Annotated in this window: 15 protein-coding genes and 1 pseudogene; 10 read left to right on the forward strand and 6 right to left on the reverse strand. The window is 74.5% G+C overall.

Going from position 1 to position 18,047, the window contains the following annotated elements:
- Positions 1-23 precede the first annotated feature (23 nt).
- On the reverse strand, positions 24-1,106 hold the full coding sequence (locus tag ACFWAR_RS12930) for an RNA polymerase sigma factor (protein ID WP_354380146.1): 1,083 nt from the start codon (positions 1,104-1,106) through the stop codon (positions 24-26).
- Positions 1,107-1,259: 153 nt separating this feature from the next.
- Here ACFWAR_RS12930 and ACFWAR_RS12935 point away from each other — a divergent pair, with 153 nt between their 5' ends.
- Positions 1,260-1,865 (forward strand): hypothetical protein, encoded by a 606-nt coding sequence (locus tag ACFWAR_RS12935; protein WP_385776169.1) that lies wholly within the window; start codon positions 1,260-1,262, stop codon positions 1,863-1,865.
- On the forward strand, positions 1,862-2,935 hold the full coding sequence (locus ACFWAR_RS12940; protein ID WP_385776172.1) for a nucleotidyl transferase AbiEii/AbiGii toxin family protein: 1,074 nt from the start codon (positions 1,862-1,864) through the stop codon (positions 2,933-2,935). The genes ACFWAR_RS12935 and ACFWAR_RS12940 overlap by 4 nt, the downstream gene beginning before the upstream one ends.
- Positions 2,936-2,939: 4 nt before the next feature.
- Here the strand turns inward: ACFWAR_RS12940 and ACFWAR_RS12945 are convergent, their stop codons facing one another.
- The 3 genes from ACFWAR_RS12945 to ACFWAR_RS12955 all read right to left on the reverse strand — a co-directional run bounded on the left by ACFWAR_RS12945 (position 2,940) and on the right by ACFWAR_RS12955 (position 6,716).
- Complete coding sequence (locus ACFWAR_RS12945) at positions 2,940-5,114, reverse strand: molybdopterin oxidoreductase family protein (RefSeq protein WP_385776174.1); 2,175 nt, start codon at positions 5,112-5,114, stop codon at positions 2,940-2,942.
- Positions 5,115-5,273: 159 nt separating this feature from the next.
- The gene (locus ACFWAR_RS12950) at positions 5,274-6,086 is read right to left on the reverse strand and encodes a glucose 1-dehydrogenase (protein ID WP_385776176.1); all 813 of its coding nucleotides are present in this window, start codon (positions 6,084-6,086) and stop codon (positions 5,274-5,276) included.
- A gap of 15 nt (positions 6,087-6,101) precedes the next feature.
- Entirely contained in the window at positions 6,102-6,716 is a 615-nt protein-coding gene (locus tag ACFWAR_RS12955) for a vancomycin high temperature exclusion protein (protein WP_385776244.1), read from the reverse strand.
- 485 nt (positions 6,717-7,201) lie between these two features.
- Between ACFWAR_RS12955 and ACFWAR_RS12960 the strand changes: the two genes are divergently transcribed.
- From ACFWAR_RS12960 to dnaG, 4 genes are all read left to right on the forward strand, one after another.
- Positions 7,202-7,963: a sirohydrochlorin chelatase gene (locus tag ACFWAR_RS12960; RefSeq protein ID WP_385776178.1), complete on the forward strand. Its 762-nt coding sequence runs from the start codon at positions 7,202-7,204 to the stop codon at positions 7,961-7,963.
- An 88-nt stretch (positions 7,964-8,051) separates the two neighbouring features.
- The gene (locus tag ACFWAR_RS12965; RefSeq protein WP_385776180.1) at positions 8,052-9,377 is read left to right on the forward strand and encodes a deoxyguanosinetriphosphate triphosphohydrolase; all 1,326 of its coding nucleotides are present in this window, start codon (positions 8,052-8,054) and stop codon (positions 9,375-9,377) included.
- A 93-nt stretch (positions 9,378-9,470) separates the two neighbouring features.
- A complete protein-coding gene (locus tag ACFWAR_RS12970; RefSeq protein ID WP_385776183.1) occupies positions 9,471-10,751 on the forward strand; it encodes an NAD(P)/FAD-dependent oxidoreductase in 1,281 nt (426 codons plus the stop codon).
- A gap of 84 nt (positions 10,752-10,835) precedes the next feature.
- Positions 10,836-12,767 (forward strand): DNA primase, encoded by a 1,932-nt coding sequence (dnaG, locus tag ACFWAR_RS12975; RefSeq protein WP_385776185.1) that lies wholly within the window; start codon positions 10,836-10,838, stop codon positions 12,765-12,767.
- A 34-nt stretch (positions 12,768-12,801) separates the two neighbouring features.
- On the opposite strand, the gene ACFWAR_RS12980 is transcribed toward dnaG, so the two are convergent.
- Complete coding sequence (locus ACFWAR_RS12980; RefSeq protein ID WP_385776187.1) at positions 12,802-13,287, reverse strand: gamma-glutamylcyclotransferase family protein; 486 nt, start codon at positions 13,285-13,287, stop codon at positions 12,802-12,804.
- A 171-nt stretch (positions 13,288-13,458) separates the two neighbouring features.
- Here ACFWAR_RS12980 and ACFWAR_RS12985 point away from each other — a divergent pair, with 171 nt between their 5' ends.
- The 4 genes and pseudogenes from ACFWAR_RS12985 to ACFWAR_RS13000 all read left to right on the forward strand — a co-directional run.
- Positions 13,459-14,163: a hypothetical protein gene (locus ACFWAR_RS12985; protein WP_385776189.1), complete on the forward strand. Its 705-nt coding sequence runs from the start codon at positions 13,459-13,461 to the stop codon at positions 14,161-14,163.
- Positions 14,160-15,533 (forward strand): sensor histidine kinase, encoded by a 1,374-nt coding sequence (locus tag ACFWAR_RS12990; RefSeq protein ID WP_385776191.1) that lies wholly within the window; start codon positions 14,160-14,162, stop codon positions 15,531-15,533. The genes ACFWAR_RS12985 and ACFWAR_RS12990 overlap by 4 nt, the downstream gene beginning before the upstream one ends.
- Before the next feature lie 196 nt (positions 15,534-15,729).
- Positions 15,730-16,272, forward strand: a complete 543-nt coding sequence (locus tag ACFWAR_RS12995) for a hypothetical protein (RefSeq protein ID WP_385776193.1) — start codon at positions 15,730-15,732, stop codon at positions 16,270-16,272.
- Between the two features lie 248 nt (positions 16,273-16,520).
- Positions 16,521-17,150, forward strand: a pseudogene (locus ACFWAR_RS13000) (class F sortase); the annotation flags it as partial.
- 104 nt (positions 17,151-17,254) lie between these two features.
- Here the strand turns inward: ACFWAR_RS13000 and ACFWAR_RS13005 are convergent.
- Positions 17,255-18,034, reverse strand: coding sequence for a sulfite exporter TauE/SafE family protein (locus tag ACFWAR_RS13005; RefSeq protein WP_385776195.1), 780 nt, complete (start codon positions 18,032-18,034; stop codon positions 17,255-17,257).
- Between the last annotated feature and the right edge of the window lie 13 nt (positions 18,035-18,047).

Raw genomic sequence — 18,047 nt, forward strand, 5'->3', positions numbered from 1 at the left:
CGTCCGTCCCGGGCGTCGCCGCGTCAGTCCAGGTAGCCGCGCAGCTGGTCGGCGAAGGCGTGGTCGCGCAGCTTGTTGAGGGTCTTGGACTCGATCTGGCGGATCCGCTCGCGGGTCACGCCGAAGATCCGCCCGATCTCCTCCAGGGTCCGGGGGCGGCCGTCGGCGAGCCCGTACCGCAGCTGGACCACCTTGCGCTCGCGCTCGCCGAGGGTGGAGAGCACGGCCTCCAGGTGTTCGCGCAGCAGGAAGAACGCGGCGGACTCCACGGGCGAGGCGGCGTCCCCGTCCTCGATCAGGTCGCCGAGGGCCACGTCGTCCTCCTCGCCCACGGGGGCGTGCAGCGAGACCGGCTCCTGGGCGAGCCGCAGCACCTCCAGGACCCGCTCGGGCGTCAGCTCCAGGTGGACGGCGACCTCTTCGGCCGTGGGCTCGTACCCGCGCTCCTGCAGCATGCGGCGCTGCACGCGGACGACCCGGTTGATCAGCTCCACCACGTGGACGGGCACGCGGATGGTGCGGGCCTGGTCGGCCAGCGCGCGGGACATGGCTTGGCGGATCCACCAGGTGGCGTAGGTGGAGAACTTGTACCCGCGGGCGTAGTCGAACTTCTCAACGGCCCGGATGAGCCCGAGGTTCCCCTCCTGCACGAGGTCGAGCATGGTGAGCCCGCGGCCCACGTACCGCTTCGCGACGGAGACGACCAGCCGCAGGTTCGCCTCGATCAGGCGGCGCTTGGCCATCCGGCCCATGACGACGAGTTTGTCGAGGTCCAGGACGAGGCGGGTGTCGAGGCCGGTCGCGGTGCCCAGCTTCTCCTCGGCGAACAGCCCCGCCTCCACGGCCCGGGCGAGTTCGACCTCCTCCTCCGCCGTGAGCAGTTGGATCCTGCCTATCTCGCGCAGGTACTGCCGGAACAGGTCGGCGGACGGCCCGCTTCCGGCGCTGCTGTCGTTGCGCCTGCGCTGCGTCGGCACCAGGTCGATCAGCTCCGGCGCCTCGGGCTCTTCGTCCACGGCCTCGACCTCGGGCTCGGGCTCTTCCGCGGCGCCTGCGGCTTCCGGCGCCGCCGCGGGTTCGGTCACGGACAGGGTCTGGGTCTGCACGGGGGCGACCTCCAGGGCTCCGAGGACTCAGGCACCGCAACTCAGTGTGGGGTACGACACATCGCTGCCACGAGGGGCGTGCGGACACTTTCTGAGTCCGGTGCGTGACCGGATGGTTACCCCCCGACGAGAACCCCGATGCGGATCGGACGCATGTCCGAGATGATCGACGCCATGTCCTCGTACGAGACCCACGTGACGGTGCGCTGCCCGGATCCGGCGACCCTGGCCCGCCTCGAAACCTGGTCCGGCGAGCGGCGGTTGAAGGTGACCCACATCGTCCTGGCCCGGGGCCGGATGGTGTCGCAGCCGATGCTGACCCTGCCCGACCGCACGGGCCACCGGACCCTGCTGCCCGCGCTGCGGGCGGCCGGCTTCGACCCGGTGCGGGTGAAGGTGGAGACGGTGCCCTGGACCACCGACCTCCCGGGCCCGGGGGGCGGGTACTTCGAGCACCACCTCAAGCTGCGCCTGCCGACCGGCTTCGACCGCCCGGCCCTGGAGGCGCTGGTCGTCCCGCACGGGGCCCACCTGTCGTGGAACGCGCGGCAGTTGCTGGTCGACGCGGAGCACCACGAGCGGTTCGTGACCCAGCGGTGGCGCGGCTCGCGGCGGGCGGCCGCGGCGGCCTGCGACGCGCTGGCCGCCGAACTGGTCGGGGCGGGGTACGAGATCCGCGCGCGGGAGCGGGAGTTCGTGCTGTACGACAGCGACCTGTCGGTGGACGACGGGTGGATCGAGGAAGGGGACGCGCGATGAGCGGTACCGAGTGGAAGCCGTCGATCCGCGGCGGGCCGGACGACCCGGCGGAGCCGGAGTCGGAGCGGTGGCGACGGGCGGACAGCTACCCCCGGACGCTGGCGACGGGACGCTCGAACACCGGCACCGGCACCGGCACCGACGCAGGCGCCGACGCGGGCATCGGCGCCGGCGGGAGCAGGAGCGAGCGCGGCCTGGGCTTCGACCCGGCGCTCAAGCACTTCGCGAGCGCCTTCCGCCCGCTCGACCCGCGGATCTCCGACCCCGCGGCGCACGAGGCCTGGCAGGGGACCCGGCGCGCCGCGATGGAGATCGCGCTGCGGGCCGTCGGCGCCAGCGGGTGGGCGGACTCGCTCGTCCTGCGCGGCAGCATGCTGATGAAGCAGTGGTTCGGCCCGGCCGCGCGGGAGCCGCACGACCTCGACTTCGTCGTCGTCCCGGTCGACTGGCAGATCGAGGAGGAGCGGACGGACCGGATGCTCGACGCCGTCGCGGCGGCGGCCGAGGAGTTGGCGCGGGAAGCGGGCGGCGCACCGGTGATCGCGGCCTCCGACGCCGTCTCGGAGTACATCTGGACCTACGAACGCGTCCCGGGCCGCCGCCTGGTGCTGCCCTGGTCCGCGCCCGGCCTGCCCGGCGGGCAGGTCCAGTTGGACTTCGTCTTCAACGAGGCGCTGCCGGTCGTACCCGAACCGGTGCGGGTCGCCGGGGTGCGGCTGCTCGGGGCCACCAAGGAACTCTCGCTGGCCTGGAAGCTGATGTGGCTGGCCTGCGACCTGTACCCGCAGGGCAAGGACCTCTACGACGCGACGCTGCTGGCCGAGCACTGCTCCCTGCCGCACGCGCTGCTGGAGGACGTCCTCCGCCGGTCCGGGGAGTGGGAAGGGGCCGGGGGCGTCCTGCTGCCCGTCACCGCGGAGGCCTTCGCGGGGCTCGCGGAGGCGGACTGGGCCGAGTTCCGCGCGGAGTACCCCGCGCTCACCGCCGGACCCGACGCCAGCGCGCAGGGGCACGCCCGGCGCCTGCTCGCCCTCCTGGCACCGGTGTTCGCGCAGGGCGCGGCCCGGTAGGGGCTCAACCCGTCCGCGCGGCCGGCGGGTCGGTGAGGGCTTCGACGCGGACCGCGCAGACCTTGAACTCCGGCATCCGGGAGACGGGGTCCAGGGCGTCGTTGGTGAGGGTGTTGGCCCGTCCCTCGCCCGGCCAGTGGAAGGGCATGAAGACGGTGTCCGCGCGGATGGCGTCGGTGATGCGGGCCGGGGCGACCACCCGGCCGCGCCGGGAGACCACGGCCAGCGGACGGCCCTCCTGCGCGCCGACGCGGGCCGCGAGCCGCGGGTGGAGTTCGACGAAGGGCCCGGGGGCGGCCTCGTTCAGCTCGGCGACCCGCCGGGTCTGGGCGCCCGACTGGTACTGGGCCACCACCCGCCCGGTGGTGAGCAGGACCGGGTACTCCTCGTCCGGCACCTCGGCGGCGTCCCGGTGCGAGACGGCGACGAACCGCGCCCGCCCGTCGTCCGTGGCGAAGCGGTCGAGGAAGAGCCGCGGCGTCCCGGGATGCGGCGCGGTGGGGGTGTCGGCGGCGTTGGCGGTGGCGGTGGTCCCGGCGTCCGGTTCCGGGGTGGCGGGGCAGGGCCAGAAGACGCCCTGTTCCGCCTCGATGCGGGCGTAGGAGATGCCCGCGTAGTCCGCCGGGCCGCCGGAGGAGGCGCGGCGCAGCTCCTCGAAGACCTCCTCGGGGTCCGTGGGGAACCCCTTCTCCACCCCGAGTCGACCGGCGAGTCCGTGCAGGACGTGAAGGTCGCTGCGGACCCCCGGTGGCGGGGTGAGGGCCTGGCGGCGCAGCAGGACGCGGCCCTCCAGGTTCGTGGTGGTGCCGCTCTCCTCGGCCCACTGGGTGACCGGCAGGACCACGTCCGCCAGGGCCGCCGTCTCCGACAGCACCACGTCGGCGACGGCCAGGAAGTCCAGGGCGCGCACGCGTTCCTCTATGTGGGCGGCGCGCGGGGCGGAGACCACCGGGTTCGAGCCCATGAGGAGCAGGGCCCGGACGTCGGTGCCGAGCGCGTCGAGGAGCTCGTACGCGCTGCGCCCGGGCCCGGGCAGGCTGTCCGGGTCCACGCCCCACACCCCGGCGACGTGCGCGCGGGCGGCGGGATCGGTGAGCTTGCGGTAGCCGGGGAGCTGGTCGGCCTTCTGGCCGTGTTCCCGGCCGCCCTGGCCGTTGCCCTGGCCGGTGAGGCAGCCGTAGCCGGAGTACGGGCGCCCCGCGCGGCCCGTCGCCAGGCACAGGTTGATCCACGCGCCGACGGTGTCGGTGCCCTTGGACTGCTGCTCGGGGCCGCGCGCGGTGAGCACCATGGCGGTTTCCGGCGCGCAGAACATCCGGACCGCCTCGCGCAGCCGGGGCACCGGCACCCCGGTGAGGCGCTCCACCAGCTCCGGCCAGTGGGCCATGGCACCGGCCCGGGCTTCGGACCAGCCGGTGGTGCGGGCGGCGATGAAGGCGTCGTCGGTGCGCCCTTCCGCGACGACCAGGTGCAGCAGGCCGAGGGCGAGCGCGAGGTCGGTGCCGGGGCGCGGGGCGAGGTGCAGGTCGGCCTGTTCGGCGGTGCGGGTGCGCCGCGGGTCGATGACGATCAGCGTGCCGCCGTTCTCCTTCAGCTCGGTGAGGTAGCGCAGGGCGGGCGGCATGGTCTCGGCGAGGTTGGAACCGACCAGGATCACGCAGCCGGTGCGCGGGATGTCCTCCAGGGGGAAGGGGAGACCCCGGTCGAGGCCGAAGGCGCGCTGGTGGGCGGCGGCGGCCGAGGACATGCAGAAGCGGCCGTTGTAGTCGATCTGCGAGGTGCCCAGGGCGACCCGGGCGAACTTGCCGAGCGCGTAGGCCTTTTCGTTGGTGAGCCCGCCGCCGCCGAACACGCCGACCGCGTCCGGCCCGTGCGTACGCCCCGTGCGGGCCAGGCCCTCGGCGACGGCGTCGAGGGCCTCCTCCCAGGTGGCCGGTTCCAGCTGCCCGGCATGGGTGCGGATGAGCGGCTGGGTCAGGCGCACCCGGGAGGAGAGCACGGCGGGGGCGGTGCGGCCCTTGCCGCACAGCGCGCCCCGGTTGACGGGGAAGTCCGCCCGTTCCTCCACCGTCACGGTGGCGCCCTCGCCCTCCGCGCCCGGCCCGGGGCGGAGGTTCATGCCGCACTGCAGGGCGCAGTACGGACAGTGCGTGGCGGTGGCGGGTTCCCGAGGGTGCATGGGCCCACCTTGCGGGCGGGCTGTTACGCGGGCCGCCGCTCCCCGTTACGCGTCGGGTACGTCGACCTCAGCGCCCGCCCCACCGCCCGGTGAGGCGGCCCGATCACCACGGCCCGCGCACCGCAGCCCGGTCACCACGGCCCGATCAGCGCAGCCCGGTCACTGCCCGGTGAGGTAGCGGACGGTGAGCCCGGCCGTCCATCCGCCGTCCACGGCCAGCTCGGCTCCGGTCATGTAGCCGGCGGCGTCGGAGAGCAGGAAGGCGATGGCCGCGGCTATCTCCTCGGGGGCGCCGACCCGGCCCATCGGGGTGCCGGGGTAGTTGCCCTCGCCCGCTTCGATGCCGACGGGGGCGGTCATCGGGGTGAGCGTCATGCCGGGGTGGACGGAGTTCACCCGGATCTTCGCCTCGGCCAGCTCGACCGCGCCGATCTTCGACAGGCCGCGCACCCCCCACTTGGAAGCGCCGTACCCGGCGGTGAGCGCGAGGCCGGTGAGGCCCGCGGCCGAGGAGATGTTGACGATGGAGCCGCCGCCCTGGGCCCGGAGCAGCGGGATCGCGGTCTTGATGCCGATGAAGACGCCGACCAGGTTGATCTCGACGACCTGACGGAAGTGCTCGACGCTCTCGTGTTCCAGGAACTGGCCGGTGGATATCCCCGCGTTGTTGACGAGCCCGTCGATCCGGCCGAACTCGGTGAGCGCGTGGTCCAGCGCGTCCCGCCAGTCGCTCTCGCTGGTCACGTCGTGCCGCACGAACCGCGCCGCCTCGCCCAGCTCCTCCGCCGTGGCGGCGCCCTCGGCCTCCAGCACGTCGGTGATCACCACCCGGCCGCCGCCGTCCACCACGGCCCGCGCCGCCGCGGCGCCCAGCCCGCGGGCCCCACCGGTGATGACGACGACCTTGCCGCTCAGATCCACAACAGCCACGGTTCCACACCTCTTACAGATAGGGATATGACTAATCGGCATAACTGCCGAGCGGCGTCAGTCTGCCAGAGCGGTCAGGGCCCGCGACACCCCCTCCTCCTTGGGTCCCAGGAAGTGCGGCTGCGGCTTGAACACGGCGTCCAGCGCCGCCTTGCCCGAGGCGAACACCTCGCGGACGCCGCCGTAGTACCAGGTCGCGTCGTGCGCCTGGTCGACCCCCACCCCGTAGGACTCGACGCCCGCCGACTCGCAGAGCGCCACCGCCCGGCGTATGTGGAAGCCCTGGCTGATCAACACGGCCCGGTGCACCCCGAAGATCTCCCGGGTCCGCACGCAGGAGTCCCAGGTGTCGAAGCCCGCGAAATCGCTCACGATCCGCCCGTCCGGCACCCCGTGCCGCGTGAGGTAGGCGCGCATCGCGTCCGGCTCGTCATAGTCGCTGCGGCTGTTGTCCCCCGTCACCAGCACCACCTTGACCCGGCCCGCCCGGTACAGCGCGGCGGCCGCGTCCAGCCGGTTCGCCAGGTAGGGCGTCGGCTGCCCGTCCCACAGGCCCGCCCCGAAGACCACGGCCACCTCGGCGGCGGGCGCGTCCGCCGTCGTGCGCAGCCGGTCCCCCGCCACCGCGTGGGTCCACGCCGAGGGCAACAGCGCCAGCACGCACCCGAGCATCACCCCCTGGACCACCCTGCGCCGCGTCCGCACCGCGCCCCATCCCGATCCGGCACCCGACCCGGCACCCGCCCCGGACCCCGAACCCGAACCCGACCCCGACCCCGACCCCGAACCGAACCTCGCCTTGAACCCCATGACCGATCCCCCCGTGCCCTCTCCGTGCCATCTGCTCCCTGCGGGCCGCTCCCTGCGATCCACACCATTCGCACAGGTTGACGAACCGGACCGGCACCCCAGTTCCGCCCACCACGCCTTTCACTCGTACGAATGAGCGGGTGAGCACCTGGAAAACGTCCGTCACTCCGACGCAACGACCCGGCAACCTGCACCCGTCAGGATCGGTCCATGACGGAGCCCGCGCACCCTCCCGAATCGTTTCCCCCCGCCTCCACCACGGATCTGCTGACCCGGATCACGGCCCAGCTCGGCACCCAGCTCCGCGGCGTGCGACCGCCGCGGGCCCGGCCCCACGGAGCCCACCCATGCAGCCCACCCTCGTCGCCGTGGCCCACGGCAGCCGCGACCCCCGCGCCCTGCACACCGTCTCGGCCCTGCTCGACCGCGTCCGCGACCTCCGCCCGCGACTGCGGGTCCGGCTCGGCCACATCGAACTGAACGAACCCCTGCTGGACACCGTGCTCGACGCCCTCGACCCCGGCGCGGCGGTGCTCGTACCGCTGCTCCTCGGCCGCGGTCACCACGTCAAGCACGACCTGCCGGCGGCCGCCGCCCGCGCCCCCCACCTGCACGTGCGCGTCGCCGCCCCGCTCGGTCCGCACCCGCTGCTCGTCGAAGTGCTGCGCGACCGGCTGCTCGAAGCGGGCTGGACCCCGGGCACCGCCGCCGTCCTGGCCGCCGCCGGATCCCGCGACCCGGACTCGGCCGCCGACACCCGGGCCGCCGCCGCGCTGCTCTCCGAGCGCCTCGGCGGGGTCCCCGTCATCGCCGCCCACGCCTCCGCCGCCGCGCCGAGCGTGCCCGAGGCGCTGCGCGCCCTCGCCGCCCGCGGCCACCACCGGGCCGCCGTGGCCTCGTACTTCGCCGCGCCGGGCCGCTTCGCCGCCCAGTGCGCGGCGGCCGCCCCCGGCCCGGCCGCCGACCCGCTGGGCGCCCACCCGGCGCTCGCCCGGCTCGTCCTGCGGCGCTACGACGAGGCCCTGGCCGGGCGGCTCGCGGACCGCGCGCGCACCGCCGCCGACCACCGCTCCGGCCGCCCGGACCCGCGAGAACTGGCCACCGCGTAGGACCACCACGGGGTCGCCGCAGCACCACCGCGGGACCGGGTTCGTTCGGATTGCTCCGATTGTCGGTGTCTCCGGTTAACGTCTGAGCATGGAAGGCATGGAAGGCACCACCCCCGTCCCCTCACCCGTCTCGTACGATCCCGCCGCGATCGAGCGCTGGGCCGCCGAGCCCGACAAACGCCCGGGCCGTACGGCCTTCCAGCGCGACCGGGCCCGCGTGCTGCACTCCGCCGCGCTGCGCCGCCTCGCCGGGAAGACCCAGGTGGTCACCCCCGGCACCCGTTCCTACGACTGGGACGCCAGCCCCCGCACCCGCCTCACGCACTCCCTGGAATGCGCCCAGGTCGGTCGGGAGCTCGGCTGGGCGCTGGGCTGCGACCCCGACCTCGTCGAAGCCGCCTGCCTCTCGCACGACATGGGCCACCCGCCCTTCGGGCACAACGGCGAGGAAGCGCTCAACGAGTTCGCCAAGGACTGCGGCGGCTTCGAGGGCAACGCGCAGTCCCTGCGCCTGCTGACCCGGCTGGAGCCCAAGCGGTTCGCCCCGCATCCGGACACGGGCGAACTGGTCAGCGTCGGCCTGAACCTCACCCGGGCCTGCCTCGACGCCGCCACCAAGTACCCGTGGGCCCGCGGCGACCACCCCACCGACCCCGGCTCGGTGAAGTTCGGCGCCTACGAGGACGACCTGCCGGTCTTCGAGTGGCTGCGGCGCGGCGCGCCGGCCGACCGCAAGTGCTTCGAGGCCCAGGTCATGGACTGGGCCGACGACGTGGCCTACTCCGTCCACGACTTCGAGGACGGCCTGCACGCGGGCCACCTCGACCCCAACCTGCTCTTCGCCGAGCCCGAGCGGGACGAGATCTGGCGGGTCGCCATCGGGCGCTACGTCCCCGCGGACACCGATCCCGAGGAACTGCGCGCGGCCCTCGACCGTTTGATGGAACAGGAGTGGTGGCCGCACGGCTACGACGGCTCGGCGGTCGCCCAGGCCCGGCTCAAGGACGCCACCAGCCAGCTGATCGGCCGCTTCTGCCTGGCCGCCGAAGGCGCCACCCGCGCCGCCTACGGCACCGGCCGGCTCACCCGGTACGCCGCCGAACTGGTGGTCCCCCGCGAGGCGCGCTACGAGTGCGCCGTCCTGAAGGCGGTCGCCGACCTGTACGTGATGCAGCGCGACGAACAGGAGCGCCTGCGGGCGGACCAGCGCATCGTCCTGGCCGAACTCGCCGAGGCGCTCAGTGCCCGCGCGCCCGAGGGACTGGACCCCCAGTTCCGGGCGATCTTCGACGCCGCGCCGGACGACAAGGCCCGCAAACGCGCGGTCATCGACCAGATCGCCTGCCTCACGGACGCCGCGGCCCGCTCCTTGCACTCCCGCATCGCGCTGCGCCCGCGACGCGCCGGGAGGTGAGCCGATCGGGCCACTCCCCCTTCACGCGGCAGGCTCAGTGCGGGACGCTCGCATGTGGTCGCATGTGGCGGAGAGGTTATGAGGAGGCATCAGGTGGTCGACGCACACCGGACGTTTGTCATCGTCGGCGGAGGGCTGGCCGGAGCGAAAGCGGCTGAGACGCTGAGGTCAGAAGGGTTCACCGGCAGGGTCATCCTGATCGGTGACGAGCGCGACCACCCCTATGAACGGCCGCCCCTCTCGAAGGGGTACCTCGCGGGCAAGGAGGAGCGCGAGAGCGTCTTCGTGCACGAGGCGGCCTGGTACGCCCGTGCGGACGTCGAACTCCACCTCGGCCAGCCCGCCGTCCAGCTGGACCGGGACGCCAAGAAGGTCGTCCTCGGCGACGGCACCGTGGTGCACTACGACCGGCTGCTGCTGGCCACCGGCTCCGAGCCGCGCCGCCTCGACATCCCGGGCACCGATCTGGCCGGGGTCTACCACCTGCGCCGCCTCGCCCACGCGGAGCGGCTGCGCGGGGTGCTGGCCACCCTGGGCCGGGAGAACGGCCACCTCCTGATCGCCGGGGCGGGCTGGATCGGCCTGGAGGTCGCGGCCGCCGCCCGCGGCTACGGCGCCGAGGTCACCATCGTGGAACCGGAGGCGACCCCCCTGCACGGGGTGCTCGGCCCGGAGCTGGGCCGGGTCTTCGCCGACCTGCACGCCGAGCACGGCGTCCGCTTCCACTTCGGCGGCCGCCTCACCGAGATCAGCGGCCGCGACGGCATGGTGCTCGCCGCCCACACCGACGACGGCGAGGAGCACCCGGCGCACGCGGTGCTCGCCGCGATCGGCGCCGCGCCGCGCACGGCGCTCGCCGAGACCTCCGGGCTCGCCCTGGTCGACCGCGAGCACGGGGGCGGCATCGCGGTGGACGCCTCGCTGCGGACCTCGGACCCGGACGTCTTCGCCGCCGGTGACGTGGCCGCCGCCCACCACCCGTTGATGGGGACCCGGCTGCGGGTCGAGCACTGGGCGAACGCGCTCAACGGCGGACCGGCCGCGGCCCGGGCCATGCTGGGCCAGGAGGTCTCGTACGACCGGGTCCCGTACTTCTTCTCCGACCAGTACGACGTGGGTCTGGAGTACTCGGGGTACGCCCCGCCCGGCGCCTACGACCAGGTGGTGATCCGCGGGGACGTGGCCAAGCGGGAGTTCATCGCCTTCTGGTTGTCCGAGGGCCGGGTGCTGGCCGGCATGAACGTGAACGTGTGGGATGTCACCGAGCCCATCCAGGCACTGATCCGCGCCGGGGTGGAGGTGGACCGCGACGCGCTGGCGGACCCGAGCGTCGCGCTGTCCTCGCTGGTCACGTCCGCGGAGCGGGCCGGGTAGCCCGGCCGGCCGTCCGGCGGCGTCGGGGCGGGAGGGGGAGGGGCGGCTGGCGGGATTGTCCGAGCCCGGCCGTAGACTTCACGCGTGGCAGGCAGGATCAACGACGACGATGTGAAGGCGGTCCGGGACGCGGTCCCGATCGACGCCGTCGTGTCCGAGTACCTCCAGCTCCGCAATGCGGGCGGCGGCAACCTCAAGGGCCTCTGCCCCTTCCACGACGAGAAGTCCCCCTCCTTCCAGGTCAGCCCGAGCAAGGGGCTCTACCACTGCTTCGGCTGCCAGGCGGGCGGGGACACCCTCGACTTCGTCATGAAGATCGACCACCTCTCCTTCTCGGAGGCGGTCGAGCGGCTGGCGGGCACCGCCGGAATCACCCTGCGGTACGAGGAGGGCGGCTACACCCCCGGGCAGAGCGGGCGCGGCGAGCGCATCCGGCTGGTCGAGGCGAACAAGGCCGCCGCCCAGTTCTACGTCGACCAGCTGGACGGCCCCGAAGCCGAGATCGGCCGGAAGTTCCTGGCCTCCCGCGGCTTCGACCAGGGCGCGGCCGCGCACTTCGGCGTGGGCTACAGCCCGGCCGGATGGGACCACCTCACCCGGTTCCTGCGCGGCAAGGGCTTCACCGACAAGGAGCTGATCCTCTCCGGCCTGTCCCAGGACAGCCGCAGCGGGAAGCCCATCGACCGCTTCCGCGGGCGCCTCATGTGGCCCATCCGCGACATCACCGGCGAAGTGGTCGGCTTCGGCGCGCGCAAGCTGCGCGACGACGACAACGGGCCCAAGTACCTCAACACGCCCGAGACCCCCATCTACAAGAAGTCCCAGGTCCTCTACGGCATCGACCTGGCCAAGAAGGAGATCGCGAAGACCTCCAGCGCGGTCGTCGTCGAGGGCTACACCGACGTCATGGCCTGCCACCTGGCCGGCGTCACCACCGCGATCGCGACCTGTGGCACGGCCTTCGGCGGGGACCACATCAAGATCCTGCGCCGGCTGCTGATGGACAACGCGACCGCCGAGGTGATCTTCACCTTCGACGGTGACGCGGCCGGGCAGAAGGCGGCGCTGCGGGCCTTCGAGGACGACCAGAAGTTCGCCGCCGAGACCTCCATCGCGATCACGCCCGGCGGCATGGACCCCTGCGACCTGCGGCTCGCCGAGGGCGACGCCGCCGTGGCCGCGCTCGTCTCCTCCCGCACCCCCCTCTTCGAGTTCGCGCTGCGGCAGATGGTGGCCCGGCACAACCTGGAGAACCCGGCGGGCCGCGCGGCCGCGCTCGACGAGGCGGCCCCGATCGTCGCGGCCATCAAGAACATCGCGATCCAGCACGAGTCGGCGGTCCAGCTCGCGGGCATGCTGGGCATCCGCGACGAGCAGTTCGTCGTCAAGCGGGTCTCCCAGGTCGCCCGCTGGGCCCGCGAACGCGGCGGCCGCCCCGGGCAGGGCCACGGCCAGGGCCCCGGTCAGCAGCAGGGCGCCCGTACCCGGCCCGCTCACGACCAGGGCGCCCCGGAAGCGGCCGCGCACACCCCGGGCCCCGCGCTGAACCTGCGCAGCCCGGCCCACCGCACCGAGCGGGAGCTGCTCAAGCTGGCCCTGCAGCGCCCGGCCCTGGTCTCCCCCGCCTTCGACGCCTACGGCCCCGACGAGTTCACCGCGCCCCCGTACGCGACGGTCCGCCAGGCCATCCAGGACGCGGGCGGCGCCTCCCTGGGCACCGACGACTACCTCGCCCGGGTCCGCGACGCCGCCCCCAACGACACCGTCCGTGCGATGGTCACCGAACTGGCCGTGGAGGCCATCCACGCCAAGACGGTGGACGAGATCTACGCCGGGGTCCAGCTGGTCCAGGTCCGGCTGCGCGCCGTCGACCGCCGGGTCCACGACATCCAGGGCACCATGTCCCGGCTGGGCCCGAACGCTCCCGCGGAGCAGCTCGCGGCCGTCCAGGAAGAGCTGTGGGTGCTCCAGCAGTACGGCCAGCGCCTGCGCAACCGCGGCGCCGAGGGCCTCTAGAGGCCCTCGGGTCCGCTCGCGTCCCGGGCGCCCGCTAGGGCGCCGCGGGCCCCTGGAGCGGGCCCTTCCGGCGCAGCCAGTCGCCGCCCGGGATCGGGGTACCGGCCCGGGCCAGCGCGTCCGCCAGCTGCGGGGCGGCCAGGTAGACCCAGGCCGCGGCCGTGCTGCCGTCGGGGCGCAGGGTGGTGCGCCGGACCCGCTCGTAGAGGTTCAGCGGGCTGTCGGGCCCGTGGTACTCCTCCAGCCGGTCCAACTCCGCCAGCAGCCGCGCGTACTGCCCCGGCGCCGCGGCGACCAGCTCCCCGACGGTCTGCTCCCCCGCGCGCTGGACGGCGTACGGATAGCCGGGGCCGTCGTAGAGCAGCGCGTCCGGGAGCCGGGCCGGCTCCTCGGAACGGGTGCGTCCGCGCAGGAAGGCGTCGTGGTTGACCTCGCCCGGGCGCAGGGTGCCGTAGACGAAGAAGGGCAACTCCTCCCCTTCGATCGGCGGCTGTGCTTCTGGCCGATTGACCGATGCCATGCGTGACGCCCCTCGGATAGAACGGTACGGACCGGGCGCGGCGGACCGTTGCGCCCGGCCGGACCGTCCGACCGGCCACCCCGGAAGGACACCCCGGACGGGCGGCTCCGCGCCGCGCGCCCGGACCACCGTACGCACGCCCCTCACCCCGACGGCACCCTCCCTCCCCCCATGAGCCGACCCCGGTTGTCCCGCCGCCTCACCGCCGCGCTGCTGTGCGCCTGCGCACTCGCCGCCGGCGGCTGCGCCGCGCCCGGCGGGCTGGCCGCGGGGGAACCCGCGCCGCCCATGTCCCCCCAGCCCCGACCGGATCCGCTCTGGCCCGCCTGGACCGAGCACACGGACAAGGCCCCCGGTGTCGAGGTCGGCACCCGGGTGCCGCCGCCGCAGCCGCTCAAGGACGTTCCCCCGGTGCCCGCCGGCGGGATCGGGGCCATGTCGTTCCTGCAGATCCTGCGCGCCGACCCGATGATGCGGCCCTACACCCGCCAGGGGCCGATCAGCGCGCCCGGCCGGGCCGGGGTCCGGCCGCCCGTCTACCAGGACCTGACCGGGAGCGGCGGCCTCGAACTGATCGCCGCCGCCGACACGGAGAGCGGCCGCTCGGTTCTCAGCGTGTACACGGTGGTCGACGGCAAGGTCGTGTCCGTCCTCTACACGACCGGCCTGCGCATGGAGGTCGAGGCGATGGGCGCCGACCTGCTCGTGCGGACGACCCCGGACGAGGGCGTCGAGCAGGCCGTCAAGTTCCGCTGGGACGGCACGCGGATGACGGTCGCCAGCGAGGAAAAGCGCTACCACAAGCCCGGGTCCGGCACCGATGCCGACGCCGAACCCAGCGCCCGCCCCGACAGCGACTGGGCGGCACGCCGGTGAGGCCCCCGTGGCGCCATCGCCACCGGCTGCGCTCCCTCGGCCTGCGCTGGAAGATCGCCGCGCTCCTCGCCGTCGGCTGCTCGCTGGTCGCGGTCACCATCGGCGTCTTCATCCACCGGGCGCGCGTCCAGCAGGTCTCGAACACCGCCCGTTCGGACGTGATCAGGGAGCTGTCCGGGGTGCGCCGGTTCTACGAGCTGACCGGCCGGCTCGACCCCGACAGGACGGGCGGGGCCGCCGCCGAGATCGACGCCCCGGACCTGCCGCCCGCGCTGCGCGACACCGCCCTCGCCGGGCGGCGCAACACCTACATCGACATGTCGGGCGACCGTCCCACGGTGTGGGCCGCGCGCCCGATCGACGGCGGGCACACCCTGTCGGTGCGCCAATCGCTGGCGGACGAGCAGGGCGAACTGGCCGAGCTGGACCAGCAGCTCGTGGCGTACGGAGTGGCGGTCGTCGCGCTGGCGGCCGTGGCCGGCGCCCTGCTGGCCAGCCGACTCAGCAAGGGGCTGCGGACGGCGGCCGAGACCGCCCGCCGGATCACCGACGGCGATCTGGACGCCCGGATCGGGTCCCCGGGCGTGCCGGGCACCCGCGACGAGGTGGCCGACCTGTCCTCGGCCGTGGACATGATGGCGGCCAGCCTCCAGTCCCGGCTGGAGGCCGAGCAGCGCTTCACGGCCGACGTCGCGCACGAGCTGCGCACCCCGCTGACCGGGCTGCACACGGCGGCCGAGCTGCTGCCGGAGGGCCGGCCGACCGAGCTGGTGCGCGACCGGGTGGCCGCGCTGCGCAGCCTCACGGAGGACCTGCTGGAGGTGGCGCGGCTGGACTCCAACCGGGAGGAGGCGGCCCTGGACGTGCACCGGCTGGGCCCGCTGGTCGCCACGATCACGGAGCGGTCGGGGGTCGCCGCGGACATCCGGTTCACGACGGAACTCCCCGATCCGCCTCCGGAGCAGCGCCCGCGCCCGGACCCGGTCCTGTGGACGGGGGCCCGGGCGGGCGCGGTGGTGCGGTCGGGCGCGAGCGCGTACGTACGGACGGACGTGCGGCGGCTGGAGCGGATCCTCGGCAACCTCCTCGTCAACGCCCGCAAGCACGGCGGCGGCGCGGTCGAGGTCACCGTCCGCGGGACCACGGTCGCGGTGCGGGACCACGGCAAGGGCTACCCGGAGCAGCTGCTGCGCGAGGGGCCCCAGCGGTTCCTGACCGGCACGGTCGAGCGGGGCCAGGGCACCGGCCTCGGCCTGACCATCGCCTTCGGGCAGGCCCAGGTGATCGGAGCCCGGGTGGAACTGTCCAATCCGGCCGACGGGGGCGCGTACGCCCTGCTGACGCTCCCGCCGGGTCCCGCTCCCGACTGAGCCGCCGCACCGCACCGCGCCGTCCCGTCCCGTCACCCGGACGGGGCGGGGGCACCCGGATGGCCGTGGAGCGGCCCTGACGTGCCGTGATGGCGGGACACGCCCGGGCCGGACCGGAATCTGACATTCCATCAGGAGGCGCCCGGCGCGCACCCGGGCTTACCTCGGAACACGACCCCGTTTCCCAGGAGGACCCGTGCGCCGACGCACCGCCCACGTGCTCACCGCCACCGCACTGACCGCCGTCGCCTTCGCCGGTCCGGTCGCGGGAGCGGTGGCCGCCGCGGACTTCGGCGTGGGGAGCTTCGCACCCGGGGACTTCGCCCCGCTGGAGGTCTGGCCCAAGTCGGCCGTCGCCGGCACCACCGTCACCGTGAACACCTCCGCCTGCGGGCGCGGCAGCCACGCCGAGGGGGACGCGTCCACGGTGGGGGGCGGCCGGTTCAAGCTGGCCCCGGGCACCCGCGCGGAGGTGGTCGTCGGGCAGTTCCAGGTCTCCCGCGACACCGCGCCCGGCACCTACGAGATCGGCGCCACCTGCGCGGACGGCAAGTTCGCCACCGGCGACCTGGTCGTCGCCGAGCACGGCCCGCAGGGGCACGTCCGGACGGGAGTGGGCGGCGGCACGACGACGACCGTCGACCCCACCAAGATCGCGGCGGGAGCGGCAGTGCTGGCCGTGACCGCCGTCGGCGGTACCTGGTTCCTGCGTCGCCGGGCGAGCGGCACGCGGAACTGACGGACGCCCACCGCGGCCCAGGCCGCGGTCCGACCGGTACCGTCCCGCCGTCGCCCGCCCCGCGAGGTCCCCCCCGTTCGCGGGGCCGGGCGACGGCCCCCTTCCACCCGCCAGCAGCCGCACCACCCGCGCCACCGGCAAGCACCCGCACCAAGGGGGCACGCATGCGCACCTCAGGCCACGACCGCCACCACCACGGCCCGCACCACCCGCACCACCGCCCCGGCCCCGCCCCGCACCACTGCCGCCTGGCGGCCCGCGGCACCGGTGGCGGCGCCGGTCGCGCCGGGCTCGTCGCGCTCACCGCCTGCGTCGGCATCTGGTTGGTCACCAGCGGCTCCGCGGAGCCGGTCCATCCGCCCCGACCGTCCCCGGCGGACGCCCTCGCCGCCGAACCCCTCGACGTACGGGCCGCCGCCCCGCTCCCCGGCTCCCCGCCCCGGCGGATCCGGATTCCCGCGATCCGGGTGGACGCCCCGCTGACGGGCCTCGGCCTGGAGGCGGACGGCAGCCTGGCGGCACCGCCGCCCGCACGCCGCGACCTGGCCGGGTGGTACCGGGACGGCACCACCCCCGGCGCCGTCGGCACCGCGGTCATCGCCGGGCACGTCGACACCGCCACCGGCCCGGCGGTCTTCTACCGGCTGGGCGCGCTGCGCCGCGGGGCCCTGATCGAGGTGACCCGCGCGGACGGGCGCACGGCCGTGTTCACCGTCCACGCGGTGGAGGTGTACGACGCCGGGGCCTTCCCGGACCGACTCGTCTACGGGCCCGCGCCGCGCGCCGAACTGCGCGTGATCACCTGCGGCGGCCGCTTCTCGCCGCGCACCGGCTACCAGGGCAACGTGGTGGTGTTCGCCCACCTCACGGGCGTCCGCGAGCAGCCGCGCCCCGAACCGCCCGCCCCGGAGGGCCAGGACCAGGACCAGACCCCGGCCGCCGTCGAGGACGCGCGCCCCGGAGCCTTCGGGCCCGAAGAAGCCTAGCCCCACTGCTCCAGGCCGAGCTTGACGACCAGTGCGGACACCACGGTCAGCAGGACGACCCGGACGAAGCCGCTGCCCTTCTTCAGTGCCATCCGGGCGCCCGCCATCCCGCCGATCAGATTGAAGACGGCCATCAGACCGGCCAGCTGCCACATCACCTCGCCCTTGGAGGCGAAGACGGCGAGCGCGCCGGCGTTGGTGCCGACGTTCACGATCTTCGCGGTCGCGGAGGCCGTGACCAGGTCGAGGTGGAGCAGGGCGGTCAGGGCGAGGACGAGGAAGGTGCCGGTGCCGGGGCCGATCAGGCCGTCGTAGAAGCCGATGCCGAGCCCGGCCAGGCCGATCGCGGCGACGATGCGGCGGCGGCTGACGGGGCCGGTGGCCGGGGCGGAGCCGAAGCCGGGGCGGAAGATCACGAACGCGGCGACGAGCAGCAGCACCACCATGATCACGGGGCGCATGGTGTCCTTGCTGAACACCCCCGCGAGCACGGCCCCGCCCGCGGCGCCGGCCATCGCGGCCAGCCCGATCCGGGTCGCGATGCGCACGTCGACCGGGGCCTTGCGGGCGTAGGTCACGGCCGCCCCCGTGGTGCCGACGATGGCCACCGCCTTGTTGGTGCCGAGGGCGTGCGTCAGCGGCACGTCGGCCGGCAGGCCGAGCATCAGGGCGGGCAGGAGCAGCAGTCCGCCGCCGCCCACCACCGCGTCGATCCAGCCCGCGGCGGCCGCCGCGGCGCACAGCACGATGATCATGGTCGTTGATATGTCAGGCACGGCCCGACCCTAT

Origin of the sequence: Streptomyces sp. NPDC059917 (assembly GCF_042730635.1) — a bacterium.
Taxonomy (GTDB): Bacteria; Actinomycetota; Actinomycetes; order Streptomycetales; family Streptomycetaceae; genus Streptomyces.